The sequence below is a fragment of the Enterobacter cloacae complex sp. I3 genome (genome assembly GCF_014896175.1).
GTDB classification, from domain to species: Bacteria; Pseudomonadota; Gammaproteobacteria; order Enterobacterales; family Enterobacteriaceae; genus Enterobacter; species Enterobacter bugandensis.
In genome coordinates this window covers 49,705-65,994 of sequence record NZ_JADBQZ010000024.1, presented here as the reverse complement: position 1 = coordinate 65,994, position 16,290 = coordinate 49,705, and the positions used below count along the sequence as shown (strand labels likewise).

The 16,290-nt window shown below is 55.8% G+C and carries 16 protein-coding genes; 5 read left to right on the top strand and 11 right to left on the bottom strand.

Annotated elements, in window-relative coordinates:
• Positions 1 to 383: 383 nt before the first annotated feature.
• Both alaA and yfbR read left to right on the top strand, forming a co-directional pair.
• Positions 384 to 1,598, top strand: a complete 1,215-nt coding sequence (gene alaA, locus IM271_RS18285) for an alanine transaminase AlaA (protein ID WP_003861471.1) — start codon at positions 384 to 386, stop codon at positions 1,596 to 1,598.
• A gap of 94 nt (positions 1,599 to 1,692) precedes the next feature.
• Positions 1,693 to 2,292, top strand: coding sequence for a 5'-deoxynucleotidase (yfbR, locus tag IM271_RS18280; RefSeq protein WP_028013935.1), 600 nt, complete (start codon positions 1,693 to 1,695; stop codon positions 2,290 to 2,292).
• Between the two features lie 52 nt (positions 2,293 to 2,344).
• Here yfbR and IM271_RS18275 read toward each other — a convergent pair whose 3' ends face one another.
• From IM271_RS18275 to yfbV, 4 genes are all read right to left on the bottom strand, one after another.
• Entirely contained in the window at positions 2,345 to 4,177 is a 1,833-nt protein-coding gene (locus tag IM271_RS18275; RefSeq protein ID WP_028013936.1) for an SLC13 family permease, read from the bottom strand.
• Positions 4,178 to 4,252: 75 nt separating this feature from the next.
• Complete coding sequence (locus IM271_RS18270; protein ID WP_041908926.1) at positions 4,253 to 4,912, bottom strand: sugar phosphatase; 660 nt, start codon at positions 4,910 to 4,912, stop codon at positions 4,253 to 4,255.
• Positions 4,913 to 4,923: 11 nt separating this feature from the next.
• The gene (locus IM271_RS18265; RefSeq protein WP_003861461.1) at positions 4,924 to 5,418 is read right to left on the bottom strand and encodes a YfbU family protein; all 495 of its coding nucleotides are present in this window, start codon (positions 5,416 to 5,418) and stop codon (positions 4,924 to 4,926) included.
• A 94-nt stretch (positions 5,419 to 5,512) separates the two neighbouring features.
• Entirely contained in the window at positions 5,513 to 5,968 is a 456-nt protein-coding gene (gene yfbV, locus IM271_RS18260) for a terminus macrodomain insulation protein YfbV (protein ID WP_028013938.1), read from the bottom strand.
• A gap of 337 nt (positions 5,969 to 6,305) precedes the next feature.
• On the opposite strand from yfbV, the gene ackA reads away from it, so the two are divergent.
• Both ackA and pta read left to right on the top strand, forming a co-directional pair.
• Positions 6,306 to 7,508 (top strand): acetate kinase, encoded by a 1,203-nt coding sequence (gene ackA / locus IM271_RS18255; RefSeq protein WP_041908924.1) that lies wholly within the window; start codon positions 6,306 to 6,308, stop codon positions 7,506 to 7,508.
• 75 nt (positions 7,509 to 7,583) lie between these two features.
• Positions 7,584 to 9,725 carry a phosphate acetyltransferase gene (pta, locus tag IM271_RS18250; protein WP_047363549.1) on the top strand — a complete coding sequence of 714 codons (2,142 nt, stop codon included), beginning with the start codon at positions 7,584 to 7,586 and terminating at the stop codon, positions 9,723 to 9,725.
• A gap of 107 nt (positions 9,726 to 9,832) precedes the next feature.
• On the opposite strand, the gene IM271_RS18245 is transcribed toward pta, so the two are convergent.
• From IM271_RS18245 to IM271_RS18225, 5 genes are all read right to left on the bottom strand, one after another.
• The gene (locus IM271_RS18245; RefSeq protein ID WP_045259691.1) at positions 9,833 to 10,786 is read right to left on the bottom strand and encodes a transketolase family protein; all 954 of its coding nucleotides are present in this window, start codon (positions 10,784 to 10,786) and stop codon (positions 9,833 to 9,835) included.
• Entirely contained in the window at positions 10,779 to 11,609 is an 831-nt protein-coding gene (locus IM271_RS18240) for a transketolase (RefSeq protein ID WP_193052978.1), read from the bottom strand. The genes IM271_RS18245 and IM271_RS18240 overlap by 8 nt, the downstream gene beginning before the upstream one ends.
• Complete coding sequence (locus IM271_RS18235) at positions 11,606 to 12,997, bottom strand: PTS ascorbate transporter subunit IIC (RefSeq protein WP_193052977.1); 1,392 nt, start codon at positions 12,995 to 12,997, stop codon at positions 11,606 to 11,608. The genes IM271_RS18240 and IM271_RS18235 overlap by 4 nt, the downstream gene beginning before the upstream one ends.
• A 21-nt stretch (positions 12,998 to 13,018) precedes the next feature.
• A complete protein-coding gene (locus tag IM271_RS18230; RefSeq protein WP_041908914.1) occupies positions 13,019 to 13,291 on the bottom strand; it encodes a PTS sugar transporter subunit IIB in 273 nt (90 codons plus the stop codon).
• 80 nt (positions 13,292 to 13,371) lie between these two features.
• Positions 13,372 to 13,815 (bottom strand): PTS sugar transporter subunit IIA, encoded by a 444-nt coding sequence (locus IM271_RS18225; protein ID WP_028013945.1) that lies wholly within the window; start codon positions 13,813 to 13,815, stop codon positions 13,372 to 13,374.
• A 232-nt stretch (positions 13,816 to 14,047) separates the two neighbouring features.
• Here IM271_RS18225 and IM271_RS18220 point away from each other — a divergent pair, with 232 nt between their 5' ends.
• Entirely contained in the window at positions 14,048 to 15,067 is a 1,020-nt protein-coding gene (locus tag IM271_RS18220; protein ID WP_041908911.1) for a LacI family DNA-binding transcriptional regulator, read from the top strand.
• 3 nt (positions 15,068 to 15,070) lie between these two features.
• On the opposite strand, the gene yfcD is transcribed toward IM271_RS18220, so the two are convergent.
• Positions 15,071 to 15,637 (bottom strand): NUDIX hydrolase YfcD, encoded by a 567-nt coding sequence (yfcD, locus tag IM271_RS18215; RefSeq protein ID WP_006811396.1) that lies wholly within the window; start codon positions 15,635 to 15,637, stop codon positions 15,071 to 15,073.
• A gap of 55 nt (positions 15,638 to 15,692) precedes the next feature.
• Positions 15,693 to 16,244 carry a phosphodiesterase gene (gene yfcE / locus IM271_RS18210; protein WP_193052976.1) on the bottom strand — a complete coding sequence of 184 codons (552 nt, stop codon included), beginning with the start codon at positions 16,242 to 16,244 and terminating at the stop codon, positions 15,693 to 15,695.
• Positions 16,245 to 16,290: the final 46 nt, after the last annotated feature.

Sequence of the window (16,290 nt, the reverse complement as noted above, 5' to 3'; positions counted from 1 at the left end):
ATTAATAACACTTAACATTAATTTCACATGATTAACTTTTAGCCGCTCCGGGCTATTACTGCAAGGTCCCTTCAACACTCAGGTTTTACGAAATGTCACCCAGCGTAACTTCTGCTTGTTGTCTGCGCGTTTTTTATTTTCCATCAGAACAATATACATAATTCACATAAATTATTAGCACAATCAACCTTTATTTATGGTTTGTACATGACGTTAAGGCGGTGAAAGCGACAGTCAATAGTTAAAAAGATTCATCACAATTTCGCTATGGGCACAAAATCTTCTTCTGCACACCCTTCAAAACGAAGCGTGGGGGGAGTACATTATTCCGTGCTGACTTCCACGGCAGGGAGTGGCAATAATAGCGAAAAGGTTAAAGGTTCATGTCCCCTATCGAAAAATCCAGCAAGCTAGATAACGTCTGTTATGACATCCGTGGCCCGGTTCTGAAAGAGGCAAAACGCCTTGAAGAAGAAGGCAACAAGGTTCTGAAGCTCAACATCGGCAACCCCGCGCCATTTGGTTTTGAAGCGCCGGATGAAATTCTGGTTGATGTGATCCGCAACCTGCCTACGGCACAAGGCTATTGTGACTCAAAGGGACTTTACTCCGCCCGTAAAGCCATTATGCAGCACTACCAGGCGCGCGGCATGCGTGACGTTACCGTCGAAGATATCTATATCGGCAACGGCGTCTCCGAACTTATCGTTCAGGCCATGCAGGCGCTGCTGAACAGCGGTGACGAAATGCTGGTTCCCGCGCCGGACTATCCGCTGTGGACCGCTGCCGTATCGCTCTCCAGCGGTAAAGCGGTACATTATCTTTGCGACGAATCCTCTGACTGGTTCCCGGATCTGGACGACATTCGCGCGAAAATCACGCCTCGCACGCGTGGGATTGTGATCATCAACCCGAACAACCCGACGGGCGCGGTCTATTCAAAAGAGCTGCTGATGGAGATCGTGGAGATCGCCCGCCAGCACAACCTGATCATCTTCGCTGACGAAATCTACGACAAGATCCTGTACGACGCGGCGCAGCACCACTCTATCGCCGCGCTGGCACCCGACCTGCTGACCGTCACTTTTAACGGACTGTCTAAAACCTACCGCGTGGCTGGTTTCCGTCAGGGCTGGATGGTGCTGAACGGCCCGAAAAAGCACGCAAAAGGCTATATTGAAGGGCTTGAGATGCTGGCGTCGATGCGTCTTTGCGCCAACGTGCCTGCGCAGCACGCGATCCAGACGGCGCTGGGCGGCTACCAGAGCATCAGCGAGTTTATCGTCCCTGGCGGTCGCCTGTACGAACAGCGTAACCGCGCATGGGAACTGATCAACGATATCCCGGGCGTCTCCTGCGTGAAGCCGAACGGGGCGCTGTATATGTTCCCGAAAATTGACGCGAAGCGCTTCAATATCCACGACGATCAGAAAATGGTGCTCGATTTCCTGTTACAAGAAAAAGTGCTGCTGGTTCAGGGGACGGCGTTTAACTGGCCGTGGCCGGACCACGTGCGTATCGTGACCCTGCCACGTGAAGACGATCTCGAAATGGCCATCAGCCGCTTCGGGCGATTCCTCTCTGGATACCATCAGTAATCTTAAAATCAGGCTACTTCGGTAGCCTGATTTGCATCTTCCCTCCCCTCCCCGCACAATGAAGTCCTGTCGCAGTGAAGACAAAAGGTAATTTATGAGTCAGAGCCATTTCTTTGCCCACCTCTCCCGCCTGAAACTGATCAACCGCTGGCCGCTGATGCGCAACGTGCGTACAGAGAACGTGTCTGAACATAGCCTGCAGGTTGCTATGGTTGCTCATGCGCTGGCTGCCATTAAGAATCGCAAATTTAACGGGCAGGTGAATGCCGAGCGCATCGCTTTGCTGGCGATGTACCACGACGCATCAGAGGTGCTGACCGGCGACCTGCCTACGCCAGTGAAATATTTCAATTCTCAGATTGCTCAGGAATATAAGGCTATCGAGAAGATTGCCCAGCAAAAGCTTATCGAGATGGTGCCCGAAGAGCTGCGCGATATCTTTGAACCGCTCATCGACGAGCATCAGTATACGGAAGATGAAAAGTCTCTGGTCAAGCAAGCCGACGCGCTGTGCGCCTATCTGAAGTGTCTGGAAGAGCTGTCTGCGGGCAATAATGAGTTTTTACTGGCAAAAACGCGCCTGGAAAAAACGCTGGAATCCCGCCGTAGCGAAGAGATGGACTACTTCATGCAGGTATTTGTGCCGAGCTTCCATCTATCGCTGGACGAGATTAGCCAGGATTCACCGTTGTAATTTTACCCGGGTGGCGGCTTCGCCTTACCCGGCCTACGTTTCTGCGCTCACGCTAAAACGGGAATAAAACCGGAATTAACACCACGCACACCACCATCACCAGCACGGTGAACGGCACGCCCAGCTTCACGAAATCGCTGAACTTATAATTCCCCGGCCCCAGCACCAGCGTGTTCACCGGCGATGAAACCGGCGTCATAAACGCCGCGGATGCCGCCATCGCGACCATCATCGCAAACGGGTACGGCGACACCCCCATGGATTTCGCCATCGCCAGCGCAATGGGCGCCATCAGCACCGCCGTCGCGGTATTCGAGATAAATAACCCTATCGTGGCGCACATGACAAACAGACAGACCATCATCATGTACGGTCCATACCCGCCGCCCACGTCCATCAAGCCTTTTACGATCAGATCCACCCCGCCGGTTTTTTGCAGTGCCAGGGCAAAGGGCATCATCCCGACGATAAGAATAATGCTCGGCCAGTGAATGGCTTTATACGCGCTTTCGGCGTCAATGCAGCGGAATTTCCCCATCAGCAGGCAGGCGATAATGGCTGCGACCGGATTAGGGATTTCATCGGTCAGCATCAGCGCCACCATCAGTACCAGACAGAAAATCGCATGGGGCGCCTGGCTGTGCGCCGGGGAGGCATCGCTCTCCTCGACCGGCATGTTGAGCACCACAAAATCACGCCCTTTTTGCCCGAGCTGGCTTATCAGCTTCCAGTTGCCGACCACGAGGAAGATATCTCCCAGCAGGATCGGCTCATCGACGACGGCCCCTTCCATCGCCACGCCATCACGCTTCAGCCCCACTACGTTCAGGCCATAGCGGGTACGGAAACCCATTTCACGCACGGTTTTACCCAGCAGTTCCGATTCCGGTATCAGCGACACTTCGGCCATCCCCACATCCAGCGCCTGGTCGGAGAAATACTCGCCGCGTAGCACCATCGGCTCCAGCAGCTGCTCGCTACAGAACTCTCGCAGATCCACGTCCGCCGTTGACATATCAATCAGCAGGACATCACGCGCGCGGAACTCTGATACCCCGTTCACGTTAACGATCACCCGACGAAAACGACGCCAGCGCTCAACCCCGATCACGTTCGCGCCATAACGCTCGCGCAGCTTAAGGTCGTCGAGCCGCTGGCCGACCATCGGCGAGCCGGGGCGAATGGCCAGACGGCGCGCCCGCCCGGTGAGGCGGTACTCTTTGATCAGATCGCGGAAGGTACGTCGCTTCCACCCCTCTTTATTCTTATCCTGTTTGTCGCCTTTGAGGGCAAAACGGGTCAGCAGCATGTAGACCACGCCCATCGCCAGAATCACCAGTCCAAGCGGGGTGACGCTGAAAAAGCTGAAGCCCTGAAACCCTTCACGAATCAGCTCGCTGTTGACAACCAGGTTCGGCGGCGTCGCCACCAGCGTCATCATTCCGCTGATCAAACCGGCAAAGCTCAGAGGCATCATCAGGCGCGACGGCGAGCTCTGCATCCGCATTGAAACGCTCAGCACCACCGGGATAAAAATAGCGACCACGCCCGTTGAGCTCATAAACGCCCCCAGCCCGGCGACCGTCAGCATCAGGTAGATCAGCATTTTGGTTTCACTGCTGCCGGCCACCTTAACCAGCCACGCGCCCATGATGGTCGCCACGCCGGTGCGAACAAGACCGTCGCCGATGATAAACAGGGCAGCTATAAGGATAACGTTGGGGTCGCTGAACCCGGAGAAGGCTTCCGGTAGCGTGAGCGTGCCGCTCAGCACAAACGCGACGATGACAAACAGGGCGACGGCATCCATGCGCACCTTGCCTGTGGCGAAGAGAATAATGGCGATTAAAAGCAGGCTCAGAACCCAGATCAGTTCACCGTTCACAACCTATCCTTGTCAGTGGAAGATGAGAAATTTTGCCATAAAAAAGCCCCAGCAGCGTGGGGCTATATCATGGGATTACATTTTTAGCGAGACGGTTACAACTCCGTCGGGCGCTTTTGACACCGCCAGCGCCGTCAGGGAATGAATCACAAAGTCCGCCTCGTCCAGGCGTGGAGATCCTGCCGGAACGTTAACGGCAATGACGTGGCTCCCGGCGTTCAGCCCGGCCAGCACGCCAGCGGCCGCATCTTCCACCACCACACACTCTGCAGGCGCGAAGCCCAGCATTTCTGCACCAAGCAGAAACGCATCCGGCTCCGGCTTGCCGCGTTTAACGCGCTCAGCCGTAATGAACACCTCAGGCTTCGGTAAACCGGCCGCCTTATGGCGGGCATGCGCGACCGGAACAGAGCCGGAGGTGACGATAGCCCACGGGATTTGCGCTTCATTCAGATGCTCAAGCAGTTCGCGCGCCCCGGGCAGCGCGGTAATGCCCTCGGTGTCGGTGGCCTCAATCTGCTCCAGGTATTTGAACTCCGCCTGGATCTCTTCCTCAGAACGCCCCGCTAAAAAGTGCCGCAATGAGGTAATGGCCTGTTTGCCATGGATAAAATTCAGCACGTCCTGATGGTCGATGCCGTGCCGGTCGGCCCAGTGGCACCAAGAACGCTCCACCACCGGCAGCGAATCCACCAGCGTACCGTCCAGATCAAACAGAAAACCTTTACACTGCACACGCACCTCCGTCAGGCATTAATGATTTGTTGAATTTCGTTGCTGCTTAAATGGTACTGACGCGGGCAGGCGTGCCACGCGCTCAGCATACGTTGATATTTATCCCACATGGGGGTTTGGGCGTTGAAGCCGTGCGTTCCCGCATCAAAATGGGTGTAGCGCCCTTCGGTGTTCACCATAAAGCGAACATAGCTCAGATAGCGCGCTTCCGTCGCGGCATCAAAGCCTAAAAAGGTCACGCGACGTTCGTCAATGGTCTGCTGGTCTTTGAGATTCGTCCAGGAGACGTGCAGAGCGTGATACATCTCCATAATGTCGATCACGATGCGGCAGGTTTCTTCTTTCAGCTCGCCAAACTCGCGGTCCAGTTCGCGCATTTGCAAACCAAAACCGCGTTCGACGATGGTTTGCAGGCGGCTGTAGCGCGCAGCGTTATCGGGATCAAGCATAGTCATCATCTTGTACTGGTTAGACAAAATCAGACGTTGAGCATGGGTCATTTCCATCTTTCGACTCCTGTAGCGCATTGCACTGTAAAAAAAAAAGACACGGTAACGGTGTGTTACTGTGCCTTCTTTTGTTAGTCGTTTCGATGATCAATCACAAGTCATCGAGGAATGTTTTATCCAGCTGCTTAAAAGCACGCTTTAACGTGTCCGCCAGCGCCTGGTAATCCGGCTTGCCTTCAACCGGGGCCAGCGCCTGCCCGGCCTCCTCCAGTTTTCCACGCACTTCATAAAACCAGTGTAAAATAGAAGGCGGAAGCGGCGTAATAGAGCGTTTGCCTAACCACCACAGCCCCTGCATCGGCAGGCTTAACGCGAAGAGCGCCGTTGCGACGGCAGGACCAAGCTGCCCACCGAGGGCGATTTGCCAGCACAGAGTAAAGATAGCGACCGGAGGCATAAAGCGAATCGCATAGCGCGTGGCGCGGATCGTGCGATTCTCAATAAACATCGGCGCAAGGCGCTTTTCCATTGGCCACGTCTTTGCGTAATGCTGTCCCCGACGAAACAGACTGAAAAAGCTCACGGACGGGATTTCGGGTGTCGACATGGCTGTACCTCAACTTCACATATAAAAATTAAAATTTTTGTGCAAAACCACAACAGGCTATGACAACGTTCAAAATATTTTGTCATCGCTACCCCGTATCGGGTATTCTGTGCCAGCCTGATAGGGCCGTAGACGAGAAGCGTTAACTCGTCAAATTATCGCATATTATGCCATTGTCTGAAAAATGTTCAAAATGGCTTAAAATCATAGGTATTTCTTCCATCCTGCCAGAATGTTCGTTTGGCATGATGTTAATCATAAACGTCTGGGTCAGCTTGCGTTACGCTTTTAGGCTCATTGACGTTTTTTTAGCCACGTATCAATTATAGGTACTTCCATGTCGAGTAAGTTAGTACTGGTTCTGAACTGCGGTAGCTCTTCACTGAAATTCGCCATCATCGATGCGCTCAACGGTGACGAGTACCTCTCTGGTTTGGCCGAATGTTTCCATCTGCCTGAAGCACGTATCAAGTGGAAGATGGACGGCAGCAAACAAGAAGCGGCTTTAGGTGCAGGCGCCGCTCACAGTGAAGCGCTGAACTTTATCGTTAACACTATTCTGGCACAAAAACCAGAACTGTCTGCTCAGCTGACTGCAATTGGTCACCGTATCGTCCACGGCGGCGAAAAATACACCAGCTCCGTTGTCATCGACGACTCAGTTATCCAGGGCATCAAAGACTCTGCCTCTTTTGCTCCGCTGCATAACCCGGCGCACCTGATCGGTATAGCTGAAGCGCTGAAGTCCTTCCCGAATCTGAAAGACAAAAACGTGGCCGTGTTTGACACCGCGTTCCATCAGACCATGCCGGAAGAGTCTTACCTCTATGCCCTGCCGTACAGCCTGTACAAAGAGCACGGCGTACGTCGCTACGGCGCGCACGGCACCAGCCACTTCTATGTGACTCAGGAAGCCGCAAAAGTCCTGAACAAGCCGGTTGAAGAAGTCAACATCATCACCTGCCACCTGGGCAACGGTGGTTCTGTTTCTGCTATCCGCAACGGTAAATGTGTTGATACCTCTATGGGTCTGACCCCGCTGGAAGGTCTGGTGATGGGTACCCGTTCCGGTGACATCGACCCGGCGATCATCTTCCACCTGCACGACACACTGGGCATGAGCGTTGACGACATCAACAAAATGCTGACCAAAGAGTCTGGCCTGCTGGGTCTGACCGAAGTCACCAGCGACTGCCGTTACGTTGAAGACAACTACGACAGCAAAGAAGACGCGAAGCGTGCAATGGACGTTTACTGCCACCGTCTGGCGAAGTACATCGGTTCTTACACCGCGCTGATGGATGGTCGTCTGGACGCGGTTATCTTCACCGGCGGCATCGGTGAGAACGCGGCAATGGTACGTGAACTGTCCCTGGGCAAACTGGGCGTACTGGGCTTCGAAGTCGATCACGAGCGTAACCTGGCTGCCCGCTTCGGCAAGTCTGGCTTCATCAACAAAGAAGGCACCCGCCCGGCTATCGTTATCCCAACTAACGAAGAGCTGGTCATCGCGCAAGACGCGTGCCGCCTGACTGCCTGATTCCACACCGCCAGCAATGCTGGCGGTGCTGTTTTGTAACCCGCCCAACGCGGCGGTAACGAAAGAGGATAAACCGTGTCCCGTACTATTATGCTGATCCCTACCGGAACCAGCGTCGGCCTGACCAGCGTCAGCCTCGGCGTGATCCGCGCTATGGAACGCAAAGGCGTTCGTCTGAGCGTCTTTAAGCCTATTGCCCAGCCTCGTGCCGGTGGCGATGCGCCAGACCAGACCACCACCATCGTGCGTAAGAACTCCAATCTTCCTGCGGCTGAACCGCTGAAGATGAGCCACGTTGAGTCTCTGCTCTCCAGCAACCAGAAAGACGTGCTGATGGAAGAGATCATCGCCAACTACCACGCTAACGCGCAGGACGCGGAAGTGGTGCTGGTTGAAGGCCTGGTCCCGACCCGCAAACACCAGTTTGCCCAGTCCCTGAACTTTGAAATCGCGAAAACCCTGAACGCAGAGATCGTTTTCGTGATGTCTCAGGGTACTGATACCCCAGAGCAGCTGAAAGAGCGTATCGAACTGACGCGCAGCAGCTTCGGTGGTGCGAAAAACACCAGCATCACCGGCGTGATCGTTAACAAACTGAACGCACCGGTTGATGAACAGGGCCGTACGCGCCCTGACCTGTCCGAAATCTTCGACGACTCTTCCAAAGCGAAAGTCATCAAGGTTGATCCGGCAAAGCTGCAGGAATCCAGCCCGCTGCCTGTACTCGGCGCAGTGCCATGGAGCTTCGATCTGATTGCCACCCGTGCAATCGATATGGCGCGTCACCTGAACGCGACCATCGTTAACGAAGGCGATATCAACACCCGCCGCGTGAAGTCCGTGACCTTCTGCGCGCGCAGCATTCCGCACATGCTGGAGCACTTCCGCGCAGGTTCCCTGCTGGTAACCTCCGCAGACCGTCCGGACGTGCTGGTTGCTGCCTGTCTGGCGGCGATGAACGGCGTGGAAATCGGTGCAATTCTGCTGACCGGCGGCTACGAAATGGACGCTCGCATCAGCAAGCTGTGCGAACGTGCGTTCGCGACAGGCCTGCCAGTCTTCATGGTGAACACCAACACCTGGCAGACCTCTCTGAGCCTGCAAAGCTTCAACCTGGAAGTGCCGGTTGATGACCACGAGCGTATCGAGAAAGTTCAGGAATACGTTGCGGGCTACATCGACGCAGACTGGATTGAATCCCTGACTGCTACCTCCGAGCGCAGCCGTCGTCTGTCTCCTCCAGCCTTCCGCTACCAGCTGACCGAGCTGGCGCGTAAAGCGGGCAAACGTGTGGTTCTGCCAGAAGGCGACGAGCCACGTACCGTTAAAGCGGCGGCCATCTGTGCAGAGCGCGGTATCGCGACCTGCGTGCTGCTGGGTAACCCGGACGAGATCAACCGCGTTGCGGCGTCTCAGGGCGTTGAGCTGGGTGCTGGCATTGAAATCGTTGACCCGGAAGTGGTTCGCGAAAGCTACGTTGCCCGTCTGGTTGAGCTGCGTAAGAACAAGGGCATGACCGAAGCCGTTGCGCGCGAGCAGCTGGAAGACAACGTCGTGCTGGGCACGCTGATGCTGGAGCAGGACGAAGTTGACGGTCTGGTTTCCGGTGCGGTTCACACCACCGCGAACACCATCCGTCCACCGTTGCAGCTGATCAAAACTGCGCCAGGCAGCTCTCTGGTCTCCTCCGTGTTCTTCATGCTGCTGCCTGAACAGGTTTACGTTTACGGCGACTGCGCGATCAACCCGGATCCTACCGCAGAACAGCTGGCAGAAATCGCTATCCAGTCTGCGGACTCCGCGACCGCTTTCGGTATCGAGCCGCGCGTAGCAATGCTCTCCTACTCCACCGGCACCTCTGGTGCAGGTAGCGACGTAGAGAAAGTCCGTGAAGCGACCCGTATTGCGCAGGAAAAACGTCCAGACCTGATGATCGACGGCCCGCTGCAGTACGACGCCGCGGTCATGGCTGACGTGGCGAAATCCAAAGCGCCGAACTCGCCGGTTGCAGGTCGCGCTACCGTGTTCATCTTCCCGGATCTGAACACCGGTAACACCACCTACAAAGCGGTACAGCGTTCTGCCGACCTGATCTCCATCGGGCCAATGCTCCAGGGCATGCGCAAGCCTGTTAACGACCTGTCCCGCGGTGCGCTGGTTGACGATATCGTCTATACCATCGCGCTGACGGCGATCCAGTCTTCGCAGCAGCAGTAATGTTTTGCCGGATGGCGCTTCGCTTATCCGGCCTACAGAACCGTAGTTCCGGTAAGCGCCAGCGCCACCGGGCAACAAAAAGGCGACCACACGGTCGCCTTTTTTTATTACAGCAGCTCCCGCGCCGCCGACACAATGTCATGCGCCGTCAGGCCATACTCTTTTTGCAGGAAGTCCTGTGTGCCCACCTGGCCGTAACGCTCCTTCACGCCCACGCGACGCATCGGCACCGGGCAGGTCTCCACCAGCACTTCCGCCACCGCTGACCCGAGACCGTTGTGAATACTGTGGTTTTCGCAGGTCACAATACGCCCGGTTTTCTCGGCATAGTTTTTCACCAGCATCCGATCGATGGGCTTCAGGGTAAACATGTCGATGACCGCTGCGCTTACCCCCTCCTGTTCCAGCTGGCGCGCCGCCTCCAGCGCTTCCGCCACCATGATGCCGTTGGCAATCAGCGTGATATCGCTTCCCTCGCGCAACACGTTGCCTTTGCCAATGGTGAAGGTTGAGCCCGGCGCATAGACGCTCGGCGCCTGCTTGCGGATGGTGCGCACCCAGTAGAAGCCTTCGAGATCGATAAGCTGACGCAGCACATCCTCGAACATCACCGCATCGGTAACTTCCAGCACCACCGAATGCGCCAGACCGCGCACGATGCCCATATCCTCGAAGGACATGTGCGTCCCACCGTTGTGGCAGGCCGTCACGCCCGCATCCGAGGCAATCACCTTCACGTTGTTGCGCTGGTAGTCCAGGGACATAAACAGCTGGTCGAAGCAGCGGCGGCTGGCAAACGCGGTGAAAGTGTGCACGAACGGCTTACGGCCGGTGAGCGACAGCCCCGCCGCAGTGCCGATGACGTTGGCCTCCATAATGCCGCAGTTAATCACGTGCTGCGGATAATCGCGCGCTACGCCGTCCATTGCCATTGAGCTCATCAGGTCCGCTTCCAGGGCGATAATCTCGCTGCCGGCCTCAATCTGCTTTGCCACAAAGCCCGCGTAGACCTTGCGCATCTCAACGGCGTCTTTCTGTCCTGCCGGTGCAACCTTAATCATGTGAAGCCTCCAGTTGGCGAATCGTCTCATTGAGGGCCGCTTTGCTCTCCGCGGTCAATCGCAGGTGGTGCGAGTTGCTGAGCTGTTCCAGGTACGGCGCCCCCTGCCCTTTGATGCTGTCGAGGATCACCACCCGCGGACGCGCATCGGCCTCCGGTACCCTTGAAGTCACCTTCAGCAGTGCCGGAATGTCATCCCCTTTGACCGTCACCACATCAAAGCCAAAGGCGCGGAATTTGCCCTCCAGGTCGAAGGCACAGATGATTTCGTCCAGTTCGCCGTCGAGCTGCTGTTTGTTCCAGTCCACGAACACGGTCAGGTTGTTCAGACGATGGTGAGCGATAAACTGGAACGCTTCCCAGCACTGGCCTTCGTTCAGCTCGCCGTCGCCAACGATGCAGAAGACCCGATTCGGTCGCCCGGCCAGCCTGTGCGAGAGTGCCATACCGCCCGCAATGGAGATCCCCTGCCCCAGCGAGCCGGTGGTGGCATCCACGCCGCGCGTTTTCAGGCGGTCCGGGTGGCTGGGCAGACGCGTGCCGTTCTGGTTCAGCGTGCTCAGCTCTTCAACCGGGAAGTAGCCCTTAATCGCCAGGGTGCTGTAGAGCGCCGGGCCTGCATGACCTTTCGACAGCACAAAGTAATCGCGCTCAGGCCAGTCCGGATCCGCCGGGTCGATCTTCATCACGGCGCCGTACAGCACCGCCAGGGTTTCCACCACCGACATGCTGCCGCCGTAGTGCCCAAAGCCCAGCTGCGTCAAGGATTTGAGGGTTTCAAGACGGATCTGACGCGCCAGTTCGGTTATCTCGTTCTCATTCATGATTTGGCTCCGGTATTTTCCTGCGCGTTACTACCCGCAGGTTTGTTTTTCGCGAAGATGTTGTAGGCCACCAGCAGCGCGAACAGCGCCACAACCAGCCCGGTGATGGCAAGCGGTGACATGAAGCGCGCCAGGTTGCCCAGCACAATCCCGACCGCGCCGAAGTCGGCGTCCGAGAAGGTGGTGTTAGCAAAGCCAATCGCACCCAGTACCGGCAGCAGCAGGATCGGGAGGAAGGTAATCAGCAGGCCGTTAGCAAAGGCGCCTATCATTGCCCCGCGGCGTCCACCGGTGGCGTTACCGAACACGCCTGCCGTTGCGCCGGTGAAGAAGTGCGGCACTACGCCCGGCAGGATCAGCACCCAGCTAAACTGACCGCAGATCAACAACCCCACAATTCCCCCGAGGAAGCTGAACAGGAAGCCAATCAGCACCGCGTTTGGCGCATACGGGTAGACCACCGGGCAGTCCAGCGCCGGACGCGCGTTTGGCACCAGTTTTTCCGAGAAGCCGGTAAAGGCCGGGACGATTTCCGCCAGAATCAGGCGCACGCCCTGCAGGATGATGAACACGCCCGCCGCGAAGGTGATCGCCATGATGATGGCGTACACCAGGTAGTTTTGCCCGCCGCTGAAGGTGGACTCCACGTACTCACGCCCGGCGCTTACCGCCATGATCAGGTAGATAATCATCATGGTCAGGGAGATGGAGATCGAACTGTCGCGCAGGAAGCTGAGGTTTTTCGGCAGGTTCATCTCTTCGGTGGAGCGCGAGCCTTTACCGACCCTGCTGCCAATCCAGCCGGACAGCACGTAGCCCAGCGTACCGAAATGACCGAAGGCGATCTCATCGTTGCCGGTAATACGCTTCATATAGCGCTGCGCAATCGCCGGGAAAAAGGCCATAATCAGGCCGAGGATCAGCGAGCCGGTAAAGACCAGCCCCACCCCTTCAAAGCCTGCGACCGTCAGGATCACGCCGATCATGCACGCCATGTAGAAGGTGTGGTGCCCGGTCAGGAAGATGTACTTCAGGCGGGTAAAGCGCGCGACGACAATGTTCGCCACCATGCCGAAGGCCATGATCAGCGCGGTCGAGGCACCGTATTTTTCCAGCGCGATCGACACAATCGCTTCATTGTTTGGAATAATGCCCTGGATATTAAAAGCGTGCTCAAACATGCCGCCTAACGGGTTTAACGACCCCACCAGCACCGTGGCGCCACCGCCCAGTACAATAAAACCGAGAATCGTTTTAATTGTGCCTTTTACGACATCAGAAAACGCTTTTTTCTGCGCGACCAGACCAATTAACGCAATTAAACCCACCAGCACCGAAGGGACTTTTAAAATATCGACAACGAAATTCAGCGTTTCAAGGATAAACATATCCACCTCGCCTTATCAGGGTTATTGTCTGTCGAACCAGGCGCGCAGCTGCGCTTCGAGTTCGTTGATATCAATGATGTTGTTGATCACCACCAGCTGGCTTTCCGGCACGCTGGCGCTGGCCGCAATGTCTTTCGCCATCACGAACAGGTCCGCCGCGCCCGGCGTGGCGGAGGAGAGATCGGAGTGTTCAACCTCGGCCTCAATGTCCAGCTTTTTAAGCACCTTTTTAATGTTCATTTCGACCATAAAACTGCTGCCCAGGCCAGAACCGCAAATAGCCATGATTTTCATTGTTGTCCCCTTATTTTGAGTAGAGCACGCCCCACCACGCTGGCGCGTAATGTTGTGAATAATCGGATTAAAAAATTAAATCAGAAGCGGTCAATAATGGCTTTAATGTCCTCCAGGGTATTCGCCTGATGTAATTTCTCCATATCTTCGTCGCTGGAAAATAATTCAGCGAGCGCGGATATCATTTCGATATGGCTATGTTTATCCGGTGCCGCAAGCATAATAATCAGATCGACAGGGTCAAACTCTCCGGCACCAAAAGAGACGCCCTGTTTTAGTTTTAGTAATGACAAGCCCAGTCCTTTGGCGCCTTCCTCCGGCCGCGCATGCGGCATGGCTAGCCCTGGTGCCAGCACATAATAGGGTCCTAACGTATGGTGCTGCTGAATGATTGCCGTCACGTACTCCGGTGCAATCACCTGCAGATCCAGCAGCGGTTTCGCGCATATCTCCAGCGCCTGTGGCCAGCTTTCCACGCTATCCTGCAGCGTGATGGTTGTATCATATATCCACTTTTTGAGCATTTTCCCTCCCGCCAAACGCTAAAGATGGGCAAACTTTATTCAACCCATCAATCATTGACTGCGATCGCGATCACAAAGATAGCGCTACCAATTACCAACATGCAGAAATGTGATAGCGCTATCAAAATGTAATCATGGTGTGAAATCACAGCAAAAAAAGGGATTTAAGGCGTATACTGCCTGTCACCTGAAATGAAGGAAAAAAGAACGCGTCTGGTCAGCAGGAAGGTGTATGTCTTTAACCCGAAAACGGCGCAGTACCGGAAAAGTCACGCTCGCTGATGTCGCGCAGCTTGCCGGAGTCGGCACGATGACCGTCTCCCGTGCGCTCCGCACGCCCGAACAGGTTTCCGATAAACTGCGTGAAAAAATTGAAGCTGCGGTGCAGGAGCTGGGTTATATGCCCAATCTCGCCGCCAGCGCACTGGCATCCGCGTCCTCATGGACGATTGCGATGGTTGTTCCCAACCTTTCCGAAGCCGGTTGCTCTGAAATGTTTGCGGGCCTACAGCAGGTGCTGCAGCCCGCCGGATACCAGATCATGCTGGCAGAGTCCCAGCATCGGCTTGAGCAGGAAGAGAAGCTGCTTGAGACCCTGCTGGCGTCAAATATCGCCGCCGCGATTTTGCTCAGCGTCGAGCACACCGACACTGTTCGCCACTGGCTGAAAAACGCCTCGATTCCGGTAATGGAGATGGGTGCGATGCGCGCCGATCCGATCGATATGAATATCGGGATCGATAACGTGGCGGCCATGTACGAGCTGACAGAAATGGTGATTAGGCGCGGCTACCAGAATATCGGCCTGCTGTGCGCCAACCAGGAGCAGTGGATTTTCCAGCAGCATTTGCAGGGCTGGTACAAGGCGATGCTGCGCCATCATCTGTCGCCAAACCGGGTGATTAACGCGGCGATGCCGCCGAGCTTCTCGACCGGCGCGGCACAACTGCCAGAGTTCTTGCTGGCGTGGCCGGAGCTGGATGCGCTGGTGTGCGTATCAGACGAGCTGGCCTGCGGCGCGCTGTATGAGTGTCAGCGTCGACGCATTAAAGTGCCGGACGATCTGGCTGTCGTGGGCTTTGGCGATAGCGATGTGAGCCGCGTCTGCCAGCCGCCGCTGACGACGATGGCGGTACCGCATCGAAAGATTGGGATTGAGGCAGGTAAAGCGCTACTGGAACGTCTGAATGACGGAGACTGGCGCGACCAAAAACCCATCGCGTCCAGCCTGTGCCTGCGGGAAAGCTGTTAAGGCTTACTCAGCCTCTTCCTCTTTTTCCGCTTTGTTTTCCGGCTTAGCGGATTCGTTTTTGGCGTTGCGGGTCATCCACAGCGCCAGCGCTTTTAACGAATCCGGCGTGAACTCGTCGCAGCGGGCGGTAATCTCTTCCGGCGTCATCCAGCAGACTTCGCTCACTTCCTCTTCCTGCAGGGCGAAAGGCCCATGGGAAACGCAGCTAAACAGTCCACCCCAGACGCGGCAATGTTCGTCTTCGAAATAGAACTGCCCGTGCTCGGCAAACGGCACCCCGGCGATACCTAACTCTTCTTCCGCTTCACGACGTGCGGAATCCAGCAGCACTTCATCGGCCTGCACGACGCCGCCTGCGGTGGCATCAAGCATGCCCGGAAGAAAATCTTTGGTGTCCGTGCGGCGCTGGACCAGAATCTTGCCCATGCCGTCATGCACAACGATGTACGTTGCACGGTGACGCAGGCGCTCTGCACGCATTTGTTCGCGGCTCGCCTGCGCGATCACTTCATTTTCTTCGCTGACAATGTCAACCCATTCAGTACTTGCCAAATGATTCTGCTCCACCATCGGGAAACCTTCTCGTCTAAGCGCTCTTTCGGCGCGTTTGCAGTTGTGGTGTAACTTACGGATTAATCGCTACCTGCGCAATAACTTGCTGATCATTAAGTGCGATAACGCTCAGGGTATTTCCATCCAGCAGGCCATAGCTCGCAGGATATCCGCCTTTCGGGATGCTGACCGACCCCGGATTAAAGTGATAAATCTCACCGCGTTTTTCAGCCACCAGAATATGAGTATGGCCGTAAACCAGGACATCGCCAGCCGCGAGCGCCGGGAGATTATCCGGGCCGAAAAGGTGTCCGTGGGTAAGAAACAGGCGGCTGTTTTCCAGCAGAACCTGTTGCCATGGCGCGGTAAGGGGAAAATGCAGCAGCATCTGGTCGACTTCGCTGTCGCAATTACCGCGAACGGCGATAATGCGCGAGGCAAACGGGTTAAGCTTTTCCGCCACCTGCGCCGGGGCATAGCCTTCCGGCAGCGCATTACGCGGACCATGATTTAACACATCCCCCAGAATCACCAGCCATTGGGCCCCGCTTTGCGAAAACAGAGAAAGCACTCGCTCGGTCGCGGGCAGCGATCCATGGATATCTGACGCAAACATCAGTTTCATCCGTCACTCCCTGGTAAAAAAACTCCCCTTATCATACCTGAAGCGT